Annotated in this window: 22 protein-coding genes; 6 read left to right on the top strand and 16 right to left on the bottom strand. The window is 38.5% G+C overall.

The window, feature by feature from the left end:
* Positions 1 to 19: 19 nt before the first annotated feature.
* The 3 genes from AsFPU1_RS10950 to AsFPU1_RS10960 all read right to left on the bottom strand — a co-directional run bounded on the left by AsFPU1_RS10950 (position 20) and on the right by AsFPU1_RS10960 (position 3530).
* Positions 20 to 1225, bottom strand: coding sequence for a glutathione S-transferase family protein (locus AsFPU1_RS10950; RefSeq protein WP_124970409.1), 1206 nt, complete (start codon positions 1223 to 1225; stop codon positions 20 to 22).
* A 201-nt stretch (positions 1226 to 1426) separates the two neighbouring features.
* Positions 1427 to 2218 carry a dioxygenase family protein gene (locus AsFPU1_RS10955; protein WP_124970412.1) on the bottom strand — a complete coding sequence of 264 codons (792 nt, stop codon included), beginning with the start codon at positions 2216 to 2218 and terminating at the stop codon, positions 1427 to 1429.
* A 61-nt stretch (positions 2219 to 2279) separates the two neighbouring features.
* Positions 2280 to 3530, bottom strand: a complete 1251-nt coding sequence (locus tag AsFPU1_RS10960) for a tyrosinase family protein (protein ID WP_124970415.1) — start codon at positions 3528 to 3530, stop codon at positions 2280 to 2282.
* 673 nt (positions 3531 to 4203) lie between these two features.
* Between AsFPU1_RS10960 and AsFPU1_RS10965 the strand changes: the two genes are divergently transcribed.
* The 4 genes from AsFPU1_RS10965 to AsFPU1_RS10980 all read left to right on the top strand — a co-directional run bounded on the left by AsFPU1_RS10965 (position 4204) and on the right by AsFPU1_RS10980 (position 8784).
* Complete coding sequence (locus tag AsFPU1_RS10965; RefSeq protein ID WP_124970418.1) at positions 4204 to 5139, top strand: sugar phosphate isomerase/epimerase family protein; 936 nt, start codon at positions 4204 to 4206, stop codon at positions 5137 to 5139.
* Positions 5140 to 5454: 315 nt separating this feature from the next.
* A complete protein-coding gene (locus AsFPU1_RS10970; RefSeq protein WP_124970420.1) occupies positions 5455 to 6954 on the top strand; it encodes a UbiD family decarboxylase in 1500 nt (499 codons plus the stop codon).
* A 301-nt stretch (positions 6955 to 7255) separates the two neighbouring features.
* Positions 7256 to 7852 carry a phycobiliprotein lyase gene (locus AsFPU1_RS10975; protein WP_124970423.1) on the top strand — a complete coding sequence of 199 codons (597 nt, stop codon included), beginning with the start codon at positions 7256 to 7258 and terminating at the stop codon, positions 7850 to 7852.
* 179 nt (positions 7853 to 8031) lie between these two features.
* The gene (locus tag AsFPU1_RS10980) at positions 8032 to 8784 is read left to right on the top strand and encodes a phycobilisome rod-core linker polypeptide (RefSeq protein ID WP_124970426.1); all 753 of its coding nucleotides are present in this window, start codon (positions 8032 to 8034) and stop codon (positions 8782 to 8784) included.
* Positions 8785 to 8891: 107 nt separating this feature from the next.
* On the opposite strand, the gene AsFPU1_RS10985 is transcribed toward AsFPU1_RS10980, so the two are convergent.
* Positions 8892 to 9857, bottom strand: a complete 966-nt coding sequence (locus AsFPU1_RS10985; RefSeq protein ID WP_124970429.1) for an RluA family pseudouridine synthase — start codon at positions 9855 to 9857, stop codon at positions 8892 to 8894.
* Between the two features lie 123 nt (positions 9858 to 9980).
* On the bottom strand, positions 9981 to 10889 hold the full coding sequence (locus AsFPU1_RS10990) for an ion channel (RefSeq protein WP_124970432.1): 909 nt from the start codon (positions 10887 to 10889) through the stop codon (positions 9981 to 9983).
* A gap of 129 nt (positions 10890 to 11018) precedes the next feature.
* Between AsFPU1_RS10990 and ispG the strand changes: the two genes are divergently transcribed.
* Positions 11019 to 12233, top strand: a complete 1215-nt coding sequence (ispG, locus tag AsFPU1_RS10995; protein WP_124970435.1) for a (E)-4-hydroxy-3-methylbut-2-enyl-diphosphate synthase — start codon at positions 11019 to 11021, stop codon at positions 12231 to 12233.
* Between the two features lie 260 nt (positions 12234 to 12493).
* On the opposite strand, the gene AsFPU1_RS11000 is transcribed toward ispG, so the two are convergent.
* Complete coding sequence (locus AsFPU1_RS11000) at positions 12494 to 14200, bottom strand: transglutaminase-like domain-containing protein (RefSeq protein ID WP_124970438.1); 1707 nt, start codon at positions 14198 to 14200, stop codon at positions 12494 to 12496.
* 478 nt (positions 14201 to 14678) lie between these two features.
* On the opposite strand from AsFPU1_RS11000, the gene glmM reads away from it, so the two are divergent.
* A complete protein-coding gene (gene glmM / locus AsFPU1_RS11005; RefSeq protein ID WP_124970441.1) occupies positions 14679 to 16133 on the top strand; it encodes a phosphoglucosamine mutase in 1455 nt (484 codons plus the stop codon).
* A gap of 93 nt (positions 16134 to 16226) precedes the next feature.
* Here the strand turns inward: glmM and AsFPU1_RS11010 are convergent, their stop codons facing one another.
* The 10 genes from AsFPU1_RS11010 to AsFPU1_RS11055 all read right to left on the bottom strand — a co-directional run bounded on the left by AsFPU1_RS11010 (position 16227) and on the right by AsFPU1_RS11055 (position 23315).
* Entirely contained in the window at positions 16227 to 17387 is a 1161-nt protein-coding gene (locus AsFPU1_RS11010) for a hypothetical protein (protein ID WP_124970444.1), read from the bottom strand.
* Positions 17353 to 18993, bottom strand: coding sequence for an MBOAT family O-acyltransferase (locus tag AsFPU1_RS11015; protein WP_125061106.1), 1641 nt, complete (start codon positions 18991 to 18993; stop codon positions 17353 to 17355). Before AsFPU1_RS11015 ends, AsFPU1_RS11010 begins: the two co-directional genes overlap by 35 nt.
* Before the next feature lie 86 nt (positions 18994 to 19079).
* Positions 19080 to 19829 carry a hypothetical protein gene (locus AsFPU1_RS11020; protein ID WP_124970453.1) on the bottom strand — a complete coding sequence of 250 codons (750 nt, stop codon included), beginning with the start codon at positions 19827 to 19829 and terminating at the stop codon, positions 19080 to 19082.
* Between the two features lie 46 nt (positions 19830 to 19875).
* Entirely contained in the window at positions 19876 to 20082 is a 207-nt protein-coding gene (locus tag AsFPU1_RS11025) for a DUF6887 family protein (RefSeq protein ID WP_124970456.1), read from the bottom strand.
* Entirely contained in the window at positions 20079 to 20258 is a 180-nt protein-coding gene (locus AsFPU1_RS23545; RefSeq protein WP_124970711.1) for a DUF6888 family protein, read from the bottom strand. Before AsFPU1_RS23545 ends, AsFPU1_RS11025 begins: the two co-directional genes overlap by 4 nt.
* A 96-nt stretch (positions 20259 to 20354) precedes the next feature.
* Complete coding sequence (locus tag AsFPU1_RS11035) at positions 20355 to 20774, bottom strand: putative toxin-antitoxin system toxin component, PIN family (protein WP_124970459.1); 420 nt, start codon at positions 20772 to 20774, stop codon at positions 20355 to 20357.
* Positions 20764 to 20970 (bottom strand): hypothetical protein, encoded by a 207-nt coding sequence (locus tag AsFPU1_RS11040; RefSeq protein WP_124970462.1) that lies wholly within the window; start codon positions 20968 to 20970, stop codon positions 20764 to 20766. The genes AsFPU1_RS11035 and AsFPU1_RS11040 overlap by 11 nt, the downstream gene beginning before the upstream one ends.
* A gap of 125 nt (positions 20971 to 21095) precedes the next feature.
* A complete protein-coding gene (locus AsFPU1_RS11045; RefSeq protein WP_124970466.1) occupies positions 21096 to 21374 on the bottom strand; it encodes a hypothetical protein in 279 nt (92 codons plus the stop codon).
* 18 nt (positions 21375 to 21392) lie between these two features.
* Positions 21393 to 23072, bottom strand: coding sequence for an NAD(P)H-quinone oxidoreductase subunit 4 (locus AsFPU1_RS11050; protein WP_124970469.1), 1680 nt, complete (start codon positions 23070 to 23072; stop codon positions 21393 to 21395).
* 117 nt (positions 23073 to 23189) lie between these two features.
* Entirely contained in the window at positions 23190 to 23315 is a 126-nt protein-coding gene (locus AsFPU1_RS11055) for a type II toxin-antitoxin system HicA family toxin (protein ID WP_227873337.1), read from the bottom strand.
* Between the last annotated feature and the right edge of the window lie 111 nt (positions 23316 to 23426).

The raw sequence follows: 23426 nt of genomic DNA on the forward strand, positions 1-23426 counted from the left end.
AGTTGTTTTTCTTTATTGATTAAGAAGGAAAGCTAAAATTGACAGGATCTTGATCACGCCGATGGTTGAGAAGGATAGGAGTCCCCTGGCGATCGCCAACCTGAGCGGCGGTTGTTTCTAAAGCTTCTCTCAACCGTTTAGCTGCGTAAATCGACATATCTCTGGGTACATTAATCCTGTCTCGTAAATATCTTAGAGCGATATCAGTTCCTGCTGGTGGAAGACAAATTTGCTGTGTCATCATATAAGTTAAGGCACAACGGAGAGTTTCATCAAACAAGGCATCATCCATAGGATTAACCCGAATCAGATTATTGCGGTGTTTCAGTACCCTTTGGAGAGCTTCAGCGCGGGAAGTTTCCGGTTCAGGGTAAGTTACATCGGGTAGTCCCAACCAAGGGCCATTATCTACCCGTGCTTTGTTAATAAGCATCTGAGGTTCCCCGTTTTCATAACAACCTCCCATTTGAGGTGGCAAATCATGAACATGGGTGTGAAAGTCACTTTGAGTCCCCCGATAAGTTGGACGGCTTTCCATTGCCTGAAACCAAGCCCCTAAATGAGGATTTTGTTCCCGTAGAGAGTAGCCTTTGTAGTAGTAAAGACTAGCATTCATCCGTTCAACATAAGGGGTAAAAATCACATCAACTGAGCCGAATTTTTCTAAGAAGTAAGGGCCATCAGTACGACTTAAGGCATCTTCTACCATTTCTACGACTTTGATGAATTTTTGACGGTTGTTCTGCTCTTGTTGAGAGGAACGATTCGGATAACAAAGCCAATTACACCAAGCTCTAAATAGAAGTCTTTCTAATTGTCTTAGTGGCATCACTTCTGGAGCAATCAAACTTTGATTTAAGGGGCCAAAAACCTGTTCTAAGGCGATTAAAATGTCATCACTTTCAGTTATAATTTGTCCGTCTAACCCCAGAGCAGGAAGCATTCCCGATGGGACAATGCTCTTATACCAACTCTCTTTTTGTCCATAACAGAACATGGTAACTTTTTTGATGCGGTAAGGGATTTGTTTTTCTTCTAACCACAGCCAAACTTTTTGACAATAAGGACACCAAGCATGGTTATCACGATAGAGGGTAACGCGAACCTCAGATTCGTGATGATTAAAAAGACGTAAAATAGATTGCGCGTTGGTCAAACCGTTAATGGGATCTGTTTGAAAATTTGTTAGTGCTTCTAATTGTGTCCAAGTGAGGGGTAAAGTCATTGTTATAAGGGATTGTATCAGTTTAAAATTCTAGTTTAACTCGTGAGCGCGTTACATATATAAGCTGTTACGCATGATGGGGTAATGGGGTAATGGGGTGATGGGGTGATGGTTGGTGGAGTTTAGACTAACTTACCTCCAAATCAAACTATACAGTCTAGTCTAATCGGCGATCGCACTTTCGCAAGAGGTCTACTGAAATTATAAACCTGTGCTAAATTGAAAAGCCGACATACTTAACACTCCATAGGTATAACTCGAATGAAGCAAAGTCCCCTGTGCTCTCACACCAGCAGTTCCCAAGGCGACAAACAGAGGGAGAAAGTGTTCCGGTGTAGGATGATTTTTTTGGGCGTAGGGGGCGGTATTTTTGTAATTTAAGAGGGTTTGCCAATCCCTTGCTTCAATAGTTGCCATAAGCCATTGGTCGAATTCTTGAACCCAATCAGGGGGAGGGCAATTAAGGGAATATCTACCAAATTCCCACAAATTATGACTGGCTGCCCCACTGCCCAACACTAAGATCCCTTGCTTACCTAACTCAGTTAAGGCCTGTCCCATTGTCCAATGATGAATCGGCGGTTCATCGGGTTGAATCGATAGTTGTGTTACGGGAATATCGGCATCAGGATACATCAACAGTAACGGATTCCATGCCCCATGATCTAGCCCGTACTCAGGAGTGAGGTGATTTTTAATATTGGACTGGAGCAGTAATTTAGAGACTTGATGAGCTAAATCAGTAGCACCAGGGGCAGGATAGGATAAATCATATATTTTACTAGGAAATCCTAAAAAATCATAGATTGTTTTCGGTTTTGGATCTAGACTAATCGTTGGAGTACGAGTCGTCCAATGGGCAGAAATCACTAAAATACCCTGGGGTTTGCCTAATTTTAGGCCTAAACCCCTGAGAAATTCCCGCGCTGGAGTCTCATATAAGGGTAAATCAGGTGCACCATGAGAGATAAAAACAGAAGGAAAAAAAGCCATCTCTTATTGAAATGATAGTCAGGTATGTAAATGACCAAAACTAGCTGCTGGCGATAATGAATTAAGATTTACTCCTTTTAGACATTGTTGCCTGACGTTGTAACTTAGTACGAATTCCCAAAGCAGCGAAACCCAACAAACCAAACGTCATTGTTGGTTCAGGGACTGAGACAACGCTAGCGAGTTGATCATAAACATATTCTCTCCCAGGTGCTTCAAGAACATCCCTAGGGGTGACAATGTCATCGTTAGGAACCGTAGGATACAAAGGTAATAAATCGGCAAAAGGGCCGAAGCTAGAAGGGGTTAATTGACCGCCATCCCAAGGCCACATGGGGTCATCGAGATTTTGTTGTATCCCCTGTCCCGATGCTGGATAGAAAGCTGCCCCTGGATGTTCTACTTGCCAAGAGGCCCAAAGACGATCCACATTAGCATGATGTAGCCAGAAGATGGGATCATAGGGAGAACTGAGAATACTGTTCATCGTTCCCAAGATTTTTGTTTGATTAGGCGGTATGGGTTCAGCATTAAGGTCTCTGACTAGACCTCCCCCAATTACCCCATGTAGATAATTATGTAACCGCCAAACTCCTTTTACCACTTGCCCATTCTCGTCAATTGTCATCTCTCCTTCCAAAACTCCCCGAAAATCGAGATAATTATCAATTGATAACAGATCATTGATTTCTTTTTGAGTAACAGGATAACGATCAAAAGGGGGGATTTCCACAAACCGTTTTAAATCTGTTCCCAAAGATGTTAACCCAATGGGTTCAATATTAATACGAGGATCTAAAACCCAGTTAGCGACAACACCTGATGTTACTGTTCCCCCTGTATACTCAACCCCATCAACGGTAATGGTTTCTCCCGTCCCTCGGTTGCCCAAAAAATTATCACTTAAAATAACATCCAAGTCCTTGGGATCTGTCCAATCCCAATAAGGAATAGTCACACTAGGATCAACTGATTGTAAGGCATTTTCAAATCGGATTAAATATTCTCGATGCCAAGGAGCAAAAGCGGGAACTCCGTGAGTAATATTAAACCCGACAGAAGGCTCGAAAATAAAGGAAAAGACCCCATCATGCAAGGCAACAAACTCATCATAGATAGGAATAGTGCTGCCTGGACGGGTCGTGGTTTTTATTGTATCAAGTGCGTTGACAAAGCGAGCAATTTCCTCAGAGGTGAGAGTAGTGACATTTTTGCGAACGGCCTGCCCATAAACGGCTGAAGATAAGCTATTAACCAGATATAGAGTTGTTCCTAAACTAATAATTAATAATGACTTACAGAGATTAATCATTGTTGCTTTCCTTCTTCGATCTCAATAAAAGTAAACAGTGATAACTGACCCAATGTTAGAAACATTTTGCGTCTTGCGGGTTGGATTTAAGATTTTCTACCAAAAAAATCTATTTTGTCAGAGATTCATGACTGGAGTTTAGACTACGACAAAATTGCCCAACATTGTTTTGGGTACCAAAAGAGCATAAATTAACGGCATTAAATCACTCCATCTTTCACATTGGTGAGGGGTACTAAATGCCGGCATTGTCCAGTGTAATCTTTGCTTAATAAATCTATACAAAGTTTGTTGTTGTGAAATAGCGATCGCCGTGTAGTTTTGGAACTAATTCTACTCACCCCTTATTAGACTAGACTGTATAGTTTGATTTCGTGGGAAGTTAGTCTAAACTCCAGTAAATGAAGGTTTTGCGTAAAAAGGCTTTTGGTCGTGTTAAGCAAGTAAACAAAATTAATTACATAGAATTTGTAGGAGCTGGTTTTGCCAAAACTTTTGTCATTAAACCATTACCGCTATATCAAAACCCTCCCTGGCTGTGCAATTAATTTTACTTAAATACTTAAAAAATAAAAAAATAAATTGAGAAGTGCGGAATGTGGGTTAAGTAATTTGATTCAAATTATAAGCGTTTTTATTTAACTCACTTCTCACACACATTAGGAAATTTGTCATGGCTCCTCGTCTCAATGTTTGTACCTCAATCCTTAGTCGATTTACGTTTCCCGATGTTATTGATATTGTTCTTGCATCAGGTTACTCTGGAATTGAATTGCGTGTCAGTGATGATTATCATAAAAGTTTTAAGCAACTTGAAAATCGAGGAAAATTTAGCAAACGGCAAATGGAAAAAGTAGGATTAGAGATTCCTATACTTAATACTTATATTCCCATTAATGAGGAAGAAAAAGTAGATCGTTTACTGAATATTTGTCAGAAATCGCAGATACCTAAAGTTCGTTTAGTGTTACCTCGTAGTTGTCAAGCTAGTGTGGCTAAATTAGCAAAAACAAAAGAAATTATTCCTTCGTATGACGCGAAAAAAACTCCGGATATTTTAATAAAAAGTGTCCAGGAAACTTTGAGAATTCTTGAATTAAAAGCCTATAAAGCAGGGGTCAAAATTCTCCTTGAACTTCACTGGGGAACAGTGATGAGTAGCTTTAGCAGTGCCTATTTCCTAACTCAAGATCTAAATCCAAATTGTATAGGCATTACCTTTGATCCAGCTAATATGATAGTAGAGGGAAAAGAAGACTGGGAATTTGGCCTTCAGTTAATTAGCTCTCACCTTGATAATGTTCATGTCAAAAATGTTCGATGGCAACCTACTCATCAAGGTTGGGAATGGGATTGGTCTCCAGCTATCAAAGGAATGGTAAATTGGGGAGAGTTGATTTTCTTACTCAGTCAAAATGGCTATTATGGAGATTATTCAATCGAAGATTTTCTAGTCCCTAATGACAATAAGGAACAAGCTATCACTTATCTCAAATGGCTAAATGCTGAATTTAGTGAACTTCTAGACTATTTCAGCGTGCCAGAAATCTCTAAACCACAAGTTTTGCCTAGCTTAATGAACTCAGATCTTGCACCTCAATTGATTTAAGACTCTGTAAGCAAAGCAAGAACTAACAACATTTATATTCACAGACAACCAGAGGAATTAACCCATGCAGCACGATCCGCAACTGGGTTAGGAATTATGACCTTCGACTAAACTGTACGGTATGATTAGGGGTAATTAGTCTAAACTTCAGTCCTAATTGTTATAGCAATTCTCATACTCGTGAAGTACAGAGTTTTCTAGTTTTTGGGAACGCCGGAAGGCCCGAATAAATTAAGGTGTACCTCATGAGTCCAAGAAACGCTATATATCTTAAATTGATTAAACTTGCTGGCTTCCACAGCCCTTCTGCTACTTATGGTAAAACTCAATCGGACCAAGTCTTTAACGACCACAAAAATTAACGATTTACGCAGTGCACTAGCCTTGCTCGAAGAGAGTCCAGGTCAACTACTGGTCACCGATCATCTTGTCGATGCCCAAGCCGAAATTGCCGGAATTTACCGTTATATCGGTGCTGGAACTCCCGTTATTCCCCCTACTCGTACCGGACCTGCGATGATGTTTAACAATGTCAAAGGCTACGATCTGCGGGTTTTGGTCGGGATGTTAGCCAGTCGCCAACGCACTGCATTACTATTGGATACAACCGTTGAACAACTCTCTTTTAAACTCCTTGATGCTCTAAATCATAGGATTAAACCAATAACCGTTCCCAGCCAACAGGCCTCTTGTCAGGAAGTCGTACACCATACTCCCTTAGATATTCGCACCTTACTGCCTGCACCGACTAACACCAGGTTAGATGCCGGTCCCTATTTCAATTTAGGATTATTACGAGCAGAAGATCCAGAAACAGGAGAAGCAGATGTTACTATTCATCGTCTGTGTGTCCAAGGGCCTGATTTACTTTCCGTTTATTTTGTTCCAGGTCGTCATATTGACCAGTTTCGCATCAAAGCAGAAGGTAATGGTCGTCCTCTACCTGTCTCTATTAGTATGGGCTTAGATCCAGCGATTTACTTAGGTGCTTGTTTTGAACCCCCAACAACCCCCCTCGGTTTTGATGAATTGGAGATTGCTGGAGGATTACGAAAACAGGCAGTAGAATTAGTAGATTGTGTTTCCGTCAAAGCCAAAGCGATCGCCAGAGCAGAAATTGTCATTGAAGGGGAAATTCTGCCAAATGAACGCATTCAAGAAGATATTCATTCCCAAACAGGCTATGCGATGCCAGAGTTCCCTGGTTATCTTGGGAAAGCACAAGCACAACTGCCCATAATAAAGATCAAAGCAGTTACCCATCGTCGTAACCCTATTCTACAAACTATTATTGGTCCGGGAGAAGAACATACCAATTTAGCAGGAATTCCCACAGAAGCCAGTATTTTACGTCTGGTTGAACAAAGTATGCCTGGGAGACTTCTCAATGTCTATGCTCATTCGGCTGGAGGGGGGAAATATGTCGCCATTCTCCAGTTTAAAAAGTCTTCTGCGAAGGATGAAGGTCGCCAACGTCAAGCAGCCTTAACAGCATTTGCTGCTTTTCCCGAACTCAAGCACGTTATTTTGGTAGATGAAGATGTGGATATTTTCGATACCAATGATGTGATGTGGGCTATGACCACTCGCTATCAAGGCGATGTTAGTACCGTATTCATTCCCGGAGTTCGCTGTCATCCCCTAGATCCTTCCCAAACACCTAACTTTAGTCCCTCTATTACTCAAGAAGGGGTTTCTTGTAAGACAATTTTTGATTGTACTGTTCCCTACCACCTGAAATCTGAGTTTAAACGGGCAGAATTCTTAGAAATTGACCCTCAATTAATATCATCTCTCCTCAAGCAACTTGATTAACTGGAGTTTAGAATAACTTCCCACGAAATCAAACTATACACCTGAGTTCTATTACCTTAGACGGCTAAAACCCAAGTACAGCGTTTAGACATCTCCAAAATCCCAGATTTGACCCCGATGCTACAAGGGTTTGAGGTTAAGTTCGGTCGATGTCTTTTGATTATACCATAAAAAACTTTTCCAAGAGGTCTAGTTTAAATGCGTCTTAGCTTAGCACTACTCAAAAAGTTTAAGTAGGGGTCAACCGACATTTGAGATAAGATTAAGACATTAAGTTATTCAGACAAGGAGTACCTATATTGTGGATGCCATGGAATTTTTCCAAAGAAGTTCAGGGCAGTGGCGATCGCAACGAACCACCCACCATCTAGCCTTTAGACGGGCTGAGATCGGCAATTCTGAGATATTTGTGGAAGCATTAGGGACAGATCATCCGAAAATTAGCGAAATCTGTCAACTTCATGAATTTGATCCAAGTCTAGCTATCGGTGGTGCATTTGTTAGTTGGGATGGATCAATGGCTTGGGATAAAGACGACGAAAATCATCAAGGAAATACCATTTTTGCCCTTATTCCTGATGCAGATAACCCCCGTCAAGGAATGCTATTAAGGGAAAGAGGATACGCAGAAATCGTTCCTATTGCCGGTCGTTATCACCTTGATCAAGATGATGCTTTAGTACTGATAACTGAATATGACACCATGAGTACCATTGAACGTTTTTGGTTTGTCAATCCTGATTTAAGGTTAAGAACGAGTACAGTACAGCGTTTTGGAGGTTTTAATACCGCCACATTTTGTGCCGAGATGCGTCAAACCCCAGAACCCAAAGAGTTAGACAAATTAACTAATATTATCCCTTTACAAAATCCTTGTAGTTCCATTACGGGATGGTAGACTAATTCTTCAAAATCCGACTACAGATGGGGATGATGTAGGAGTCAACGGCCGTTGATCCCGACAAACAACAAAGATCAATTGTAATAATTGTTAATATTACGCTGCTTAGCGTCCCCTACTCCCTTATGATTAGGATTACAGTTTTAAAGACTTTGTAAAATAACGGAGGTTCAAACTTGGCTATTCCTCTTTTAAGTTACGCGCCTAAATCTCAAAATGCGCGAGTAGAAGGATACTTGGTTCCAGGAGACGAGCAGCCGACAGTTTTTACGACAGAGAACCTACTCTCTCCAGCAGAGATGGGAAATCTGATCGAAGCGGCTTATCGTCAAATTTTCTTTCATGCGTTTAAATGGGATCGCGAACCCTTTCTAGAATCACAATTACGCAACGGACAAATCACTGTACGAGACTTTGTTCGTGGGTTGTTAGTCTCTAAGACATTTATCAACAGTTTCTATGAGAAAAACAACAACTATCGTTTTGTTGAACAGTGTGTTCAACGAGTTTTAGGACGGGATGTTTATAGCGAACGGGAAAAAATCGCTTGGTCTATTGTAGTCGCTACTAAAGGCTATGGTGGCTTCATTGATGCTTTACTCAATAGCGATGAGTATCTAGAAAACTTCGGTTATGATACCCTTCCTTTCCAACGCCGTCGTAACTTACCTGGACGCGAACAAGGAGAAACTCCCTTTAACATCCAATCTCCTCGTTACGATGCCTACCATCGCAGCATTTTGGGCTTCCCCCAAATTGTTTGGCAAAACGAAATTCGTCGCTTTGTTCCTCAAGACAAAAAAGCCAAAGCTGGAGATCCTTCTCTATTCTTAAATATGGCCCAAAGTCTTTCGAGTGCCAAAGGAAATCCTGGTGGCCGGGTTTCTACTGCTAATATCAATATCGCAGCCTCTGTTCCCCGTCGCTAATTAAATAGCGTTTATCGAGAGAATAATGGCTAGGGAAAGTTGCGGATACGCAGGATGATTAAGTCAAATAGACTTAGTTACTCTGTGGATCTGTGGCTTTCCCTAATTTATATTTGGCGGTTATTGAGTTGATTTTTTTGTCGTAAAATTGTTAAAAGTTTGGTCAATTCACTGGGTAACGGAGCGATCGCTTGGATAATTTCTCCTGTTACTGGATGTTCTAATATTAGCTGATAAGCGTGTAATGCTTGTCCCGATAAATTAACTCCTATTGAATGATTGGAACTATACAAAGGATCACCCACAATAGGATGACCTATATAACCACTATGTACCCTTATTTGATGAGTTCGTCCGGTTTCTAAGCGAAACTCCATTAAACTATAATTCCCTAATCTTTCTAATACTTGCCAATGAGTCATCGCTTCTCTACCTCCTTTTTCTAAGGGAACGACTGCCATTTTTTTTCGATCAGTTGGATTACGACCAATGGGTAAATTAATGGTTCCTTGGGCTATATTTTCTGCCTCTTCGAGTTTATTTGTGGGAACCCCATAAACCACACCTAAATACTCTCGTCGGGCAGTTTTACTTTTTAGTTGTGCTTGTAAATGTTGATGAGCAAAATCTGTTTTTGCTACTACTATCGCACCCGTAGTATCTTTATCTAAACGGTGAACAATTCCAGGACGTTTTACCCCCCCAATTCCTGCTAAATTAGAACAGTGATATAGTAATCCATGAACTAAGGTTCCCGTTTCATGACCAGGGGCAGGATGTACCACTAAACCCGCAGGTTTATTAATAATAATTAGGGAGTCATCTTCATATAAAATATCAAGGGTAATCGCTTCTGGTTCTAATTCTAATTGTTGTGGAACTGGAATAAAAATTTGTAAATTATCTCCTAATTTGACTTTAATTTTTTTGTTTGTACAAATTTCATTGTTTAGGGTAATATTTCCCTGTTCAATTAGTTTTTGCAGATGGGAACGGGACAGATCAGCTAAATTGTCTGATAACCAACGATCTAAGCGATCGCCTTGATCTTGTACAGTTATGTTAATAGTCATAAGATAATCGTTACAAAAATATAATCTGAGGTGATACCGCCTTTGATTATACTTTAAAGCTATTTTATTCTGAGTTTAAGACCTTGCATGGGTTTTTAAAAACCTTATATCTGTTTTTAAAAATTATTTATTGCTTTCAAAAGGAACAATATTATGAAAATTTTTAAGATCAATATAGACTTGACCATTCGGCGATCGCGTAAAAATATCCACAAATTTATAATTCCAAACAATATTAGACCAATAATAAGTATAACGGGCATGAATAGTCTGAGAAAATGTTTCATCTAAACCCGTTAATGTTACCCAAATTTCTCCATCAACTGCCTCTAAATCATCAATTGATGCACCGTAAAGAGGACTATTTTCATCAATAGGGTGCATCACCGACCAACTCAAACCAAACATAGGAGTTTGTGATCGCAGTAAATTAAGATCATAAAAACGACGTAAATGATGACCTTCTGTAGTAATTTCATTGCGAATAAAACTAACCCTAACTTGTGCTTCTAAAATTTGATTTTCTCGTTGATTTGCAGTACGAAATATCAAAGTAGGAACACCATTAAAAGAACAAATTACTGCAACTTTACTAAAGATAACTCGCGCTGTAGGTCGAGAAAATCTCGCAAACATTAACCCGGTTAATATAGCTAATAATAATAACCCAATTAAGACCTCTAAAGTAACTAAAATTTGGGCATAGAAGCTTTGAGGATACATCGCCCCATAACCTACCGTAGAAAGAGTTTGAATACTAAAGAAAAAAACATCTTTGAATGATCCAGGTTGAGCATTAGCAATGCCATTGCCTGTAGTTAAATAAGCTAAAGCAAAAATTAAGTTAATTAATCCGTAAAATAAACTAATTAATAGTAAAAAATGACTCCAAGAAATAACTAATAACCAATGATATAAATCACTAGATGCTGGATGGTGTAAATTATTAGATTGACGCGAGGAAAATGGTTTAAAACGTTTAATTAACGGTTTAGGATGAGAGAAAAAATTTATAAATTTTGGCAGTCTCATAGAAATTAAAATTAACAGATAAAGATATAGTTATATATATAGCAGTAGGGGTCAACCACGCCGCATCTTGCGGCGTGGTTGACCCCTACACAGAGTTGACCCCCTGCTGATCATCCTAATTAACTCATTATGCAAACCCTAGAAACCCCTAAAACCTCCCCCAAACCTGAATTTGATACAACCATTCATCGTCGTAAAACTCGTCCTGTTAAAGTAGGAAATATTACCATTGGCGGCGGTTATCCTGTTGTTGTACAATCAATGATTAATGAGGATACTTTAGATATTGAAGGGTCTGTCGCCGGAATTCGTCGGTTACACGAAATTGGCTGCGAAATTGTACGGGTAACGGTTCCTAGTATGGCCCATGCTAAAGCTTTAGCTACAATTAAGGAAAAATTAGCCCAAGTTTATCAACCTGTCCCCCTCGTAGCAGATGTTCATCATAATGGTCTGAAAATCGCCCTAGAAGTGGCTAAGCACGTCGATAAAGTTCGTATTAACCCAGGATTATACGTTTTTGAGAAACCTAGTGCTACCCGTTCTGAATATACTCAAAGTGAATTTGAGGAAATTGGAGAAAAAATACGGGAAACCTTAGAACCATTGGTTATTTCTTTGCGAGATCAAGGAAAAGCTATGAGAATAGGGGTTAATCATGGTTCTTTAGCTGAAAGGATGTTATTTACCTATGGTGATACTCCTGAAGGTATGGTAGAATCGGCTTTAGAATTCATTCGTATTTGTGAGTCCCTAGACTTTCGCAATATTGTCATCTCTCTCAAAGCTTCTCGTGTTCCAGTCATGTTAGCGGCTTATCGTCTGATGGTTAAACGGATGGATGAGTTAGACATGGACTATCCCTTACATTTAGGGGTCACAGAAGCAGGAGACGGCGAATATGGACGCATTAAGTCTACCGCAGGCATAGGAACCCTCCTAGCTGACGGTATTGGAGATACTATCCGAGTCTCTTTAACTGAGGCCCCGGAAAAAGAAATTCCAGTCTGTTATAGTATTCTTCAGGCTTTGGGATTACGCAAAACCATGGTAGAATATGTGGCTTGTCCCTCTTGTGGTCGCACTTTATTTAATTTAGAAGAAGTATTACATAAGGTACGAGAAGCAACAAAACATCTGACAGGGTTAGATATTGCTGTCATGGGATGTATTGTAAATGGGCCAGGGGAAATGGCCGACGCTGACTATGGTTATGTCGGTAAACAAGCGGGTTATATTTCTTTGTATCGGGGCCGGGAAGAAATTAAAAAAGTCCCGGAAGATCAAGGGGTTCAACAATTAATTGAATTAATTAAAGCTGATGACCGTTGGGTCGAACCCTAATCACCCCTAATTATAACATAAATTCGGTAGGGGTCAACGGTTGTTGACCCTTACTTATGAGCCACCAAGTTAAAATCAAAGCCAGTATGAAGGTTGAACTTGAATAATTATCCCAGTTTCTGAGCGGCGATCGCCATGTTGCTAATTTGGTGTATTAGGATTTGGTTTGTTGGGTTGAGGCACGAAACCCAACAAACAATCTCTTGCAACATTTTAGATTTGCCAGTCCAGTAGTGGTTTTAAACTTAATTAACCAATTTTCAACTATCCATTGATACTTGTATATTTTTCGCTGGATTTAATTCCTCTAGAATAGTAAATCTGACATGATTAATAGCAACAGAACCAATAGAGACTTGTTGTTTATTTAAAATAGAACCGTTAATCACTAAACGTTCAAAGGGTGTATCTTTAGCCATCTCTGCATGATACCAAGCTAAACCCATAAAAAATCTTGTTGGATAGGGCCCACCTTCAATAATATCATCAGGGTTAGACTCCATCGGCAACCAACCAATACTAGGAATATAAAACTCTAGCCAAACATGATTGTAATCCGGTTCTAAAGGAAGATTACGAGTCAGGGGAGAAGATGGACACTTATAACGTCCCACTGTACGACAAGCAATGCCGTTTAAACGAAATAAAGCTAGTAAAACTCCCACATATTCTCCACAGGAACCTACACCCCGTCTTAAGGCAATATCAGGGGTATCAATATGAGGTTTAATGCCATAAGAAAGACGATCATAGACATAATTACGAATACTATAAACTTTTCTCAGGAGATTAGTTTCTCGTTCGGCCGCTTCGGCCGCTGCACGTTGAATAATATCAGTGTGCATCGCTAAATCATCATTATCAACTAAATAGCGATCGCAATATTCTTGAGACAAATCTGGAATATTTTCACAATCTTTTGGAGTTAAACGATATTTAATACTCCAAACTTCTAATAATACTTTCCAACCAAAAATACAACGAGTATTAGGGGTGAGAGTATCAAACTTAAAAACAGCGATTCGTTGCCCATTTTCAACAACTTCTGTAAAGGGTAAACCAACGGGTTCAATTTTTCTGACTTTTTGCCGATGGGTATCAGCAGGCAGGGCAATACGCCATTCTAAATCTTGCAATTCTACCACATCAAGTGGGGCAAGTTCTTCCACATAAGACATCTCCACTAGATAACCATTAGAAAGGGCATAGTTACCTTCAGAATGATAAGCAAAATAAAGGGGGTGGATAAAAGTACGAGTACGATATAATAATTCGTGGTTGGGATCAGCATTAGGATTATCTCGGATGTAGGGTTCTGAGTTAACATAAGCAACATATAAAACATCTTCTCCAGTTTGTGGATGTTTATAAAATCCTAATCCTGTGGGATACTCAAAGGGAGTTAATACACTAAAACGAATTTTTCCCGTAGCCCGATCAAGACAATAAACTGTCTGTTCTAAACTATCACTAACCCATAATTCTTCCCCTCGGATGGTTAAATTTTCAATGCCAATTCCAGGAGCATATAAACGGGTAATTTGTTGTTTTGTTTCCCCATTAAAAACTAAAATATGCCCTGTTTTTTGACAAGAAATATACACCGTTGATTCCCAAATTGCCATCCCATTAGCAGGATAAGATAATCGGGTAAATAATTCAGGGGTAAACGTTTGATCATTGAGAGAACAATAATAAATATTTTGTTGTGAAGTAAACCAGAATTTATCATCCGCGATCGCTAAACCTGTTACCCCAATAAAATCTTCCCAATGTTCTTGATTAACAATTTGAGTATTATGGGTTAAGGGATCAATTTTCAATAAATAGCCATTTTTGGTGTCAATAGCCCATAATATAGCCCCTTGGAAAGCGATTCCATGAATTTCTGAGGCAGCAATGGGACGAATTGTGCTGAGATTTAGCTGTTGGTGTGAGATATCAAGGGAGACAGTATCAGGAATCATAATTCAGTTGAGTTTTCAGGAAAGTTTTATTGAGGAGAACGATTGATGGGATTATTAGATTTTATATTGTATCAATAATAGCAAAATTAATCTTTGAATAAATGCTCATAGTGAACCAATCGCCTAAGTTGAAATCCATTCCTAGTGATAATTTTACCCTATTATTCTCTCGAAAACCTTCAGCCAATTCTCTCCAATTTTTTTTATATTGTCCTTAACAAATCATAATAATACCAATTGTGAAGCTAATTTTATTCTAGCAAGGTAAAACTATCATCAATTCCTTTCTTTTAGAACTACAGAAAATAAATTAGAATGCACCTCATTGGTTGGGAGAAACACCATAAGCTAAATTTGAGAGGCCGGAACATTTGGAAAGCAATCAACGTTTAATAGTCTAATGAAAGCTCATTCTGCTGCAAATTCACAGTAAGGGTATATCCTGTAAGGGTGAGTGTGTTGTGAGGAAATACAAAAAATGGTCACATCCTTATCCCCTAACAAAAGTCGTCTAAATCGTTCTGAATTGCCCTTGAAGCCAGGGTTACTGCCACAGTTTATCCCCCTACCTAATACCCCTTTATTTGGCACTGACGGCATTCGTGGCAAAGCTGGAGACTTATTAACTGCCCCCTTTGCCCTTCAATTAGGATTTTGGGCAGGACAAATTTTAAAAGCTAATAGCCCCACCTTGGGGCCCATTATTATTGGTCAAGATTCTCGTAATTCTAGTGATATGCTGGCAATGGCCATGGCTTCTGGCTTAAACTCGGCTGGATTGGAAGTATGGTACTTGGGGTTATGTCCCACTCCCTGTGTCGCTTATCTGACCCGTATTAGTCAAGCCATCGGTGGTATTATGATTTCTGCAAGTCATAACCCTCCCGAAGATAACGGTATTAAGTTTTTTAACGATCAAGGAACTAAATTATCCTCTACCCTACCGCAACAGATAGAAGATGGGTTACGGGGTGAATTAACCCTTAGTGGCGATGATATGAGTGTTTGGGGTAAAATCTCTTATGTACCGTCTTATGTAGACACTTACTGCCAATTTCTAGAACAAAATCTCCCAGAAAATGGGGATTTAACGGGAATGCGGATAGTATTAGATTTAGCTTGGGGTGCATCGGTGAATGTGGCCCCTGCTATCTTTAAAAAGTTAGGTGCAGAGGTCATTTGTTTACACGATCAAGCAGACGGCGATCGCATTAATGTCAATTGTGGCTCAACTCATCTGAATTTACTACAACAAGCGGTCATGGAACATCAAGCTGACATGGGGTTTGCCTTTGATGGAGATGCAGATCGAGTCATGGCGGTTGATTCAACAGGTAAGATGATTGATGGGGATTATATCTTGTATTTATGGGGTAAATCCCTGTTAGAACGGGGTCAATTACCGTATAATTTGTTAATTGGGACTGTGATGGCCAATTTAGGGTTTGAACGGGCCTGGGAACAATTAGGCGGTAAATTTGTCAGAACGGCAGTCGGCGATCGCCATGTTCAAGCCCAAATGTGGGAAACTGGTGCCATGCTTGGGGGTGAACAGTCAGGACACATTATCTGTCATCATTTTGGGGTGTCGGGTGATGGGGTGCAAACGGCGTTACATTTAGCGGCATTGGTGCGTCAGTCAGGGATATCTTTAAGAGAATTAGTTAAAGATAGTTTTCAGACCTATCCCCAAATTTTACGCAATATACGGGTGGAGAGTAGCGAAAGTCGTCGTTATTGGCAAGAATGCCAACCCTTACAAATTGCGATCGCCCAAGCAGAACAAGCAATGGGCAATACGGGTCGTATTTTGGTACGTCCGTCGGGAACGGAACCCTTAATTCGGGTGATGGTAGAATCCGAAAAAGCTGAAGATGCTACCTATTGGGTTGAGTATTTAGTCAGTGTTGTAGAGGAATATTTAGGAGTTTAATTGATAATTAATGGGGTGGGTAATGCCCACCTTATCAATTATTTACTTTTATTAAATAAGTAGTCGGAGCTTTCCTATTTTGGCTTATTTTAGTTATAGAATGGGTTTGGCTAAATTCTTATTAATCACGTTAAGAACCTCTTGAGCTATCTTAAGATTAGCTTCTTTGGTAAAATGCCCATCCCCAACAAAGTTTTTTAAGTTAGTAGCAGGCGCAATTTTGTGGCTACTTACATAAATAATATTATTTTCTTCCAATGTTGTCTGCAAAATTTTGAATAAGTGATCATCATATTTTTGGTCATTTAACAAAAGAACAATTGGGACTCTTCCATCTGCTTTTGCTGTGTTTGTAAATTCTTTAATAATCGCTTTTAAAACCGGAATTTGATCCCACTTTGGATTAAAGCCTTTGGCAGTATGAATTTTATTGGTTATACTTTCTATATGTTTTTGTTGCCACCCTCGGCGAATTAAACGGATCATCGAAGAATGATCTAGAACATTATGGGTAAAAATAAAGGAATTAAAGAATCGGTCATAAGTTGACATTTGAGCAACAAATTTTTGCCACTTCTGTTTATCTTTAAGAGCTTTTCTTAGTTCTTCTAAAGAATTAATTTCAGGCGAAATACTTTTTAAATTTCCATCTTTTATATAATATTTAGGAAAAGTATAAGAAGGGGGAACGTCAGGATTCCAATTCATTCCAGTAATAGCATCCATCCCAGAAAGACTAGAAGCTAAAACTCCTAGAATAACCACATCAGCATTATGTTTTTTTCTATCTAAATTGTAGGCAGTAAAGGAAAAATTAGGTGGGGCTGTGGGTCCTGCGATTAATCTTAAACTAACATGAGGATCGATTTCTTTAACAGCTTCACTGACTTGGCTAGAAAAAGACATTCCATAGGTAGCTAATAGCAATGTAGACCCTGAATCTGGCTGTGTGGGCAAAGTTTTTCTTTCATCTGAGTTTAGCCAACCAGCTCTCGATAAAGGAGAACTCGTCTGATCTGTAGGGCCAATTTGTCTTCTCACTTTGGCTTCAACAGAACGTCCATAATCAAAATATCTGCTTAACTGAGACGGAGAAACATCTAACGGATCGGAAGGGTAGGGGAACAGAAGATTTAAAATAGTATCTAACAGAATTAGAAAAAAGATAAACCAGAAAACTGTTCTGAGAGCATTCGTAACAGGAGAAATTTGTTTTGATTTAGAATTGAAAATAAATAAATTGTTGAGGCTCATTACTAACTCCCATTAAAATCATTGTCATTAAGATAGCATAAAAAGCCCCTTTTACCACTGGACGGAAACGAAGGTAAAAGTGAGTATTATTAAAATAATTCTCGATAATTTCATAAATAATCAAAACAGGTAACCCTAATAATCCACTTAAAGAAGGTTTGGGAATTGAGAGATTAAAATCACCGACATTAGTTATTAAAATAGTGGTAAAACTAACTACTTGTTCTAAAGAATTAGCTCTAAATAAAAGCCATCCATAACAAGTCAAAATAAAGAAAAAGAAAGTAGCTAAGACTGAATTCCAAAAGGGAGAAAATCCTTTTATAGACAATTTATTTTCTAGATAACGATACAGGCAAAGTAAAATTCCTTGATATAGTCCCCAAAATACGAAATTCCAAGCGGCTCCATGCCAAAGCCCTCCTAAGATCATGGTAATCATTAAATTTATATACGTTCTTAATTCTCCTTTTCTATTACCACCAAGAGGAATGTATAGATAATCTCGTAACCAAGTAGATAAGCTAATATGCCAACGTTGCCAAAATTCACTAGCAGTTTTAGAGAAGTAAGGTAAATTAAAGTTAGTCATTAATTCCACACCCAAAATTTTAGCAACTCCTCTAGCAATGTCTGTATAACCCGAAAAATCACAATAAATTTGGGCTGTAAATAAAAGTGTGGCCAAGACTATATCTGCCCAAGAAACTGAACCCCTAGTATTATAAATAGCATTAACTGACTTAGCAATACTATCAGCAATTGCTACTTTTTTAAATAAGCCAAATAAAATTAAAAATAATCCTCTAGTTGATTGCTCAAATTGTAAATGACGAGGTTTTGTTAGTTGAGGCAATAAGTGAGATGCTCTTTCAATTGGCCCAGCTACCAATTGAGGAAAAAATGAAACTAATAAAGCAAAATCAAAAAAATGTTTGGTTGGTTCTAATTTTTGACGATAAATATCAATTGTATAGCTCATGGATTGGAAAGTATAAAAAGATATTCCAACCGGAAGAATTACGTGTAAGTAGACAAAATCAGGTTCAGCACCAAAAGACTGAATAATGCTAGAAATGCTGCCAATAAAAAAGTTAAAATATTTAAAAAATCCTAATAATCCTAAATTACCACAAACACTTAATATTAAACAAAACTTTGGACGAGTAGTAAGATTTAATCTAGTAAGACGAGGATATAAACAATTAGCAAGAATAACAGCTACTAAGGTGCTAATTAACACTCCCCAACTCGATAGTTGGTTGGGCAAAATTTGTCCCCATTGAATTGATAATTTGAGCGGATGTAAACTTAATTCAACCGCTTCCCAACGAATTGTTATGAAAGCTAAGGCCGCCATAATGACCACCATTGAAGGCAAAAGCCTTTGCTGGTTTGTAAGTCTACCTTCCTTAATCATCAAGCCACTAGAAAAATCGAAACTGGTGGATAAAATAATTAGAAATAAGAATCGTACATCCCACCATCCATAAAAAATATAACTTGCTACTAAAAGCATCCTGTTTTGCCAGCGAAAGGGCAGAAGACAATACAGAGAATAGACAATTACAAAAAAGATCAGAAAATCTATTGAGTTAAAGATCATTAGTCTAAATGAACCTACTGTTCTAATTATTTTAACTAATATTTAATAATAGTTGATTAGGTGGGCATTGCCCACCCTACCTTAAATTAGGAAGTTATGCTGGAAGGAAAAACAGATTCCTGTTCTTGCTGTTGTCCTAAAAATCGCTGATGTACAATATCTTGAAAAGCATTAAGATCTGATTGCCACTCATTAATTCCTTGACTCAACTGTTGTAATCGTTCTGATGGACTACTATTTTCTAGATTATAATTAAAATTCCCCGCAAATAAGAGAGCAGCAATAGAAGATTGATCAGGCATTTGGATTTTTGCCTCATTAATCGCTAGACTAAATTGACAGCGATCGAGTTGATACAAGAGATTAAGTCCTGCTTGTACAGGAGCTTTACCGAACTCTTGCCAAGGGCCAGGGGTCAAGAGATTTTTAGTAATATATTGTCTAGCTGCATCGTCACCAACTGGAAAAGGAATCAGGGTTTTAGGACTAATGGATAAGACTTGGTACTCCGCATTAGGAAGTCTTTCCCCATATTGACGCGCTACCATGGGAATTTTGAGTTCACTGGTATCTTTAGCCCCAATCGCTTCCATAAAAGTAATGGTACGGGGTTGAGCAACGATACTGACCCCATTTTGGAAGGTCACTTGAGACATATTAGTCCCTAAAACGGGTTGTTTAGCTAATTCCCAATCACTAGGAATAATACCCGTCTGTTGCAGAAACTCTTGAGAGAGCATGGTCGGATTAAGGGTTTTAGCGGAGATTGTGATCGCTAGTTCTTGAATTTCTCGAATTTCCAAGGGAGTTTTGGGTTGGATATTAGAATCTGACATGATATTTTTGCTGTTCTACCAAGTACGGCCATTCCTAGTTTACGGTTTAAGGTTCCCTATTTTCTAATTTTTCTCTAATAGCTTGTTTCATTACTTCCAAATTTTCGGGAGTATTAGGACAAGGATAACTTTTTGTTGGTGCATTTGTTTCTAATCGATCCATTAAAGCATAAAATGCTTCTTTATCTTCTCTATTCTGTAAAACATAAGCTCTTAATTCAGCTTTATCCATTGTTTTAAAATTCGGTTTCATGTTAAAAATCTCCAGTTTCCATCAGGATCAATAGTTATTTCTAGTTCTTCTCCTGCTAGAATAACTAATTGGTGATCTCGTTCATCTAATCTTACTAAATAAACAGGAATATAAAATCCTGTTAAGTCAAGACAAACTTGAACACAACTTATACACTGTTCAACGGTTGGAAAAATAGATTACTCCTTCTTAAAAGTCTTAACTGCTCTATTTTAGCATAGCGCATTACACTTCGCTAATCCATCCTATCAAGAGAAGCGATCACTTACAGATTAGTTATTTTCAACAAGATTAAGAAAACTAATAGGGGTAATAATAGGAATATCTTGATAGTTTTTTATCTTTAAAAGATCATTATCTCCTGTTATAAGATAATCCGCAATTCCCGATACGGCTAACTCTAGGAATTTATTATCATCTGCATCAGAGCAAATCACTGTTTTGTGAGTAATTTCAATAAATAAACTCTTTTTTATCAGAGATTCTAAAAAAGTCACCCCGTCCTTTTTGCTTAAGTATTTATCAAATTTCTTTTTACTTAGTCTTGTCTCTAACTCTTGATAAGTTACCTGACTTTGAAGGATAACACATTGATTAACCGCTAAATTAATGACTTTTCTCGGTGTTCCATTGGGATTTAATAAGGCACTAATAAAGACATTAGTATCTATAACAACTCGATTAAGATTCATCAGCTAATAACTCTTGTAGTTTTTCTTCTGTTAAACCTTGAGCTTGAGCTTTTGCGCCTATTTTATCCATAATTGAGAGCAGATCATCTGATGTTTCTTCAATGGTTAAATCAACTTTTTGTTCTGGAGATAATCCTAACTGAGCAATTACATCAGGAATCTCTGATACTTTAAGATTTTTGATAATTTGTTTCATCGTTGATAATTTCTTGATTAGTTTACCCCATTATACCTCATTCAAAATAGAGTGCATCTCCTTAAAATAGATTGGCTGCATTACACTCACGTTAATGCACTCTACACTCGTCAGCGATCGCTAAATTATTCATCTTTCTCAACTTGCTCTTTTACTAATTTTAAGGGAAGGTTTAAAACTCTGGCAATTTGTTCAATACTTAAGCCTTCTTTTATCAATTTTGTTGCAATTTCAAGTTTAGCTTTTTGCTCAATGTTCGATATTTTTGATTCATTTTCTGTTAATCTATTACAGATATTACCTCTATTAATTTGTAAACCATCCTCAACCCAAACTACGAAATCTGCGATCGCATTTTCTGGGAGCAGCATCATGGTCATGGGCAAAATGGTTATAATGATCATTCTGCCCTAATTAACCGATTAATGAGACAGATCTAAACTTGATGCTAATTCAGACACTTCTTGAATTTTGGGGGAAAAGGCATAAACATCAGGATTAATTTCAGCAATTTGTTCATAGGAGTGACGAACCTGAGCATTAATCGCCACTGTCTTCACATCATACATTTGGGTAAAGAACTTGGGATAGAAACCAATGCCAATAATTAAGACGATGAAACTAAAAGCAATTAAGAGTTCACGGGGTTTGGCATCACTATAATCTGCTTCTGTTGGTAAAACACAACTATTTCCAAAACATACCGCTTTTTCTTCCTCGTTGAAAGATTGGGTATCGACCAATCCGCAGGTTAAGGCCTTATCCGAACCATAGAACAATTGCCGTAGCATCGACAGCAGATAGATGGGGGTCAAAATCAGTCCTACCGCCGCTAAAAACACGGTAACGGTGCGGAAAATAGAGCTATAAACATCACCGCTCGTTACTCCGACGAAAACCGAAATTTCACTGGCAAAACCACTCATTCCAGGTAGTGCTAGAGAAGCCATAGCACCGATGGTAAAGAGGGCAAAGACTTTGGGCATTATTTGTCCAATATCGCCCATTTCGTCTAAAAACATCGTATGGGTGCGATCATAAGTGACACCCGCAAGGAAAAATAACAAGGCTGCAATTAACCCATGGGAAATTAACTGCAACATCGCACCACTGATACCAATATCGCTAAAAGAGGCAATACCGAGCAAAACAAACCCCATGTGAGACACGGAGGAGTAGGCCAGACGGCGTTTCATGTTGGATTGGGCAAATGAGGCAAAACCGCCGTAAACAATGTTAATTACTCCCAAAATAACTAAGATGGGAGCAAAATAGACATGAGCTTCGGGAAGCATTTCTAAGTTCAGACGAATTAATCCATAGGCTCCCATTTTTAGTAATACTCCCGCCAGAATCATGGAAACGGGCGAGGAAGCTTCCCCGTGGGCATCGGGCAACCAAGTATGAAGGGGGAAAATGGCTAATTTAACGCCAAAGGCGATTAATAGTCCGGCATAAAGCGGTAATTCTAGGGCTAAAGGATAGTTTTTAGTCGCTAGTTCCACTATATCGAAGGTCATTTGACCACCTCCATAGATTCCCATAGCTAAGGCGGCGATTAAAATGAAGATGGACGCGGCTGCCGTGTAGAGTAGGAATTTCATGGCTGCATAACGTCGTTTTTGACCTCCCCAGATGGAAACCAGGAGATAGACTGGAACTAACTCCAATTCCCACATAATAAAGAGTAACAGTAAGTCTTGAGCGACAAATACGCCTATTTGGGCTGAATATAACAGCAACATTAAAACATAAAATAATTTGGGCCTGCGATCTACTTGCCAAGCCGCAAAGATCGAAAGGGTTGTTACCAGTCCCGCTAAGAGAACCAGGGGCATTGAGATGCCATCGACGGAAACGGCCCAACTTAGTCCAATTTGAGGCAACCAAGGGTATTTTTCAGCAAGTTGAAAACTGGAGTTACTTATATCGTAATTTGTCCAAAAGGCATAGCACATTAAGATGAAATCCGCAAGACCTACTCCTAATGCATACCAACGGACTAACTTACCATCTTTATCTGGCAATAAGGGAATACCACAGGCACCAAGAAGTGGTAATGCGATAATTGCCGTCAACCAAGGAAATTGGGCGGTTATCATGTTTTTATATCAAAAAACGATTTTTTAGATTGCTGGGAATATTGTATCAGACTTTATTAAGTTTTGTTAATAATTTTTTCTTATGGTTTACTTAATAAAACAAAATTAAATTTATATCTAAATCGAGGTGTCTTGATTATTTTTATAAATTGCATGACTTCCCTTTTGACGGTCAAAATCAAACCCTAATTTTTCAATCACTTTGATAAAGTCTTTTGCTTTAACACTGGGAAAATTACTCATGCTAATGCGATCGCGGATCTTGTAGGGTGGGTTAATGAAATGTAACGCACCATCATCATGCTTAATTCAATATTGAGTTATGATAAATAACAAGATTTAATATCGATTAAA

This window comes from Aphanothece sacrum FPU1, assembly GCF_003864295.1.
Taxonomy (GTDB): Bacteria; Cyanobacteriota; Cyanobacteriia; order Cyanobacteriales; family Microcystaceae; genus Aphanothece_B; species Aphanothece_B sacrum.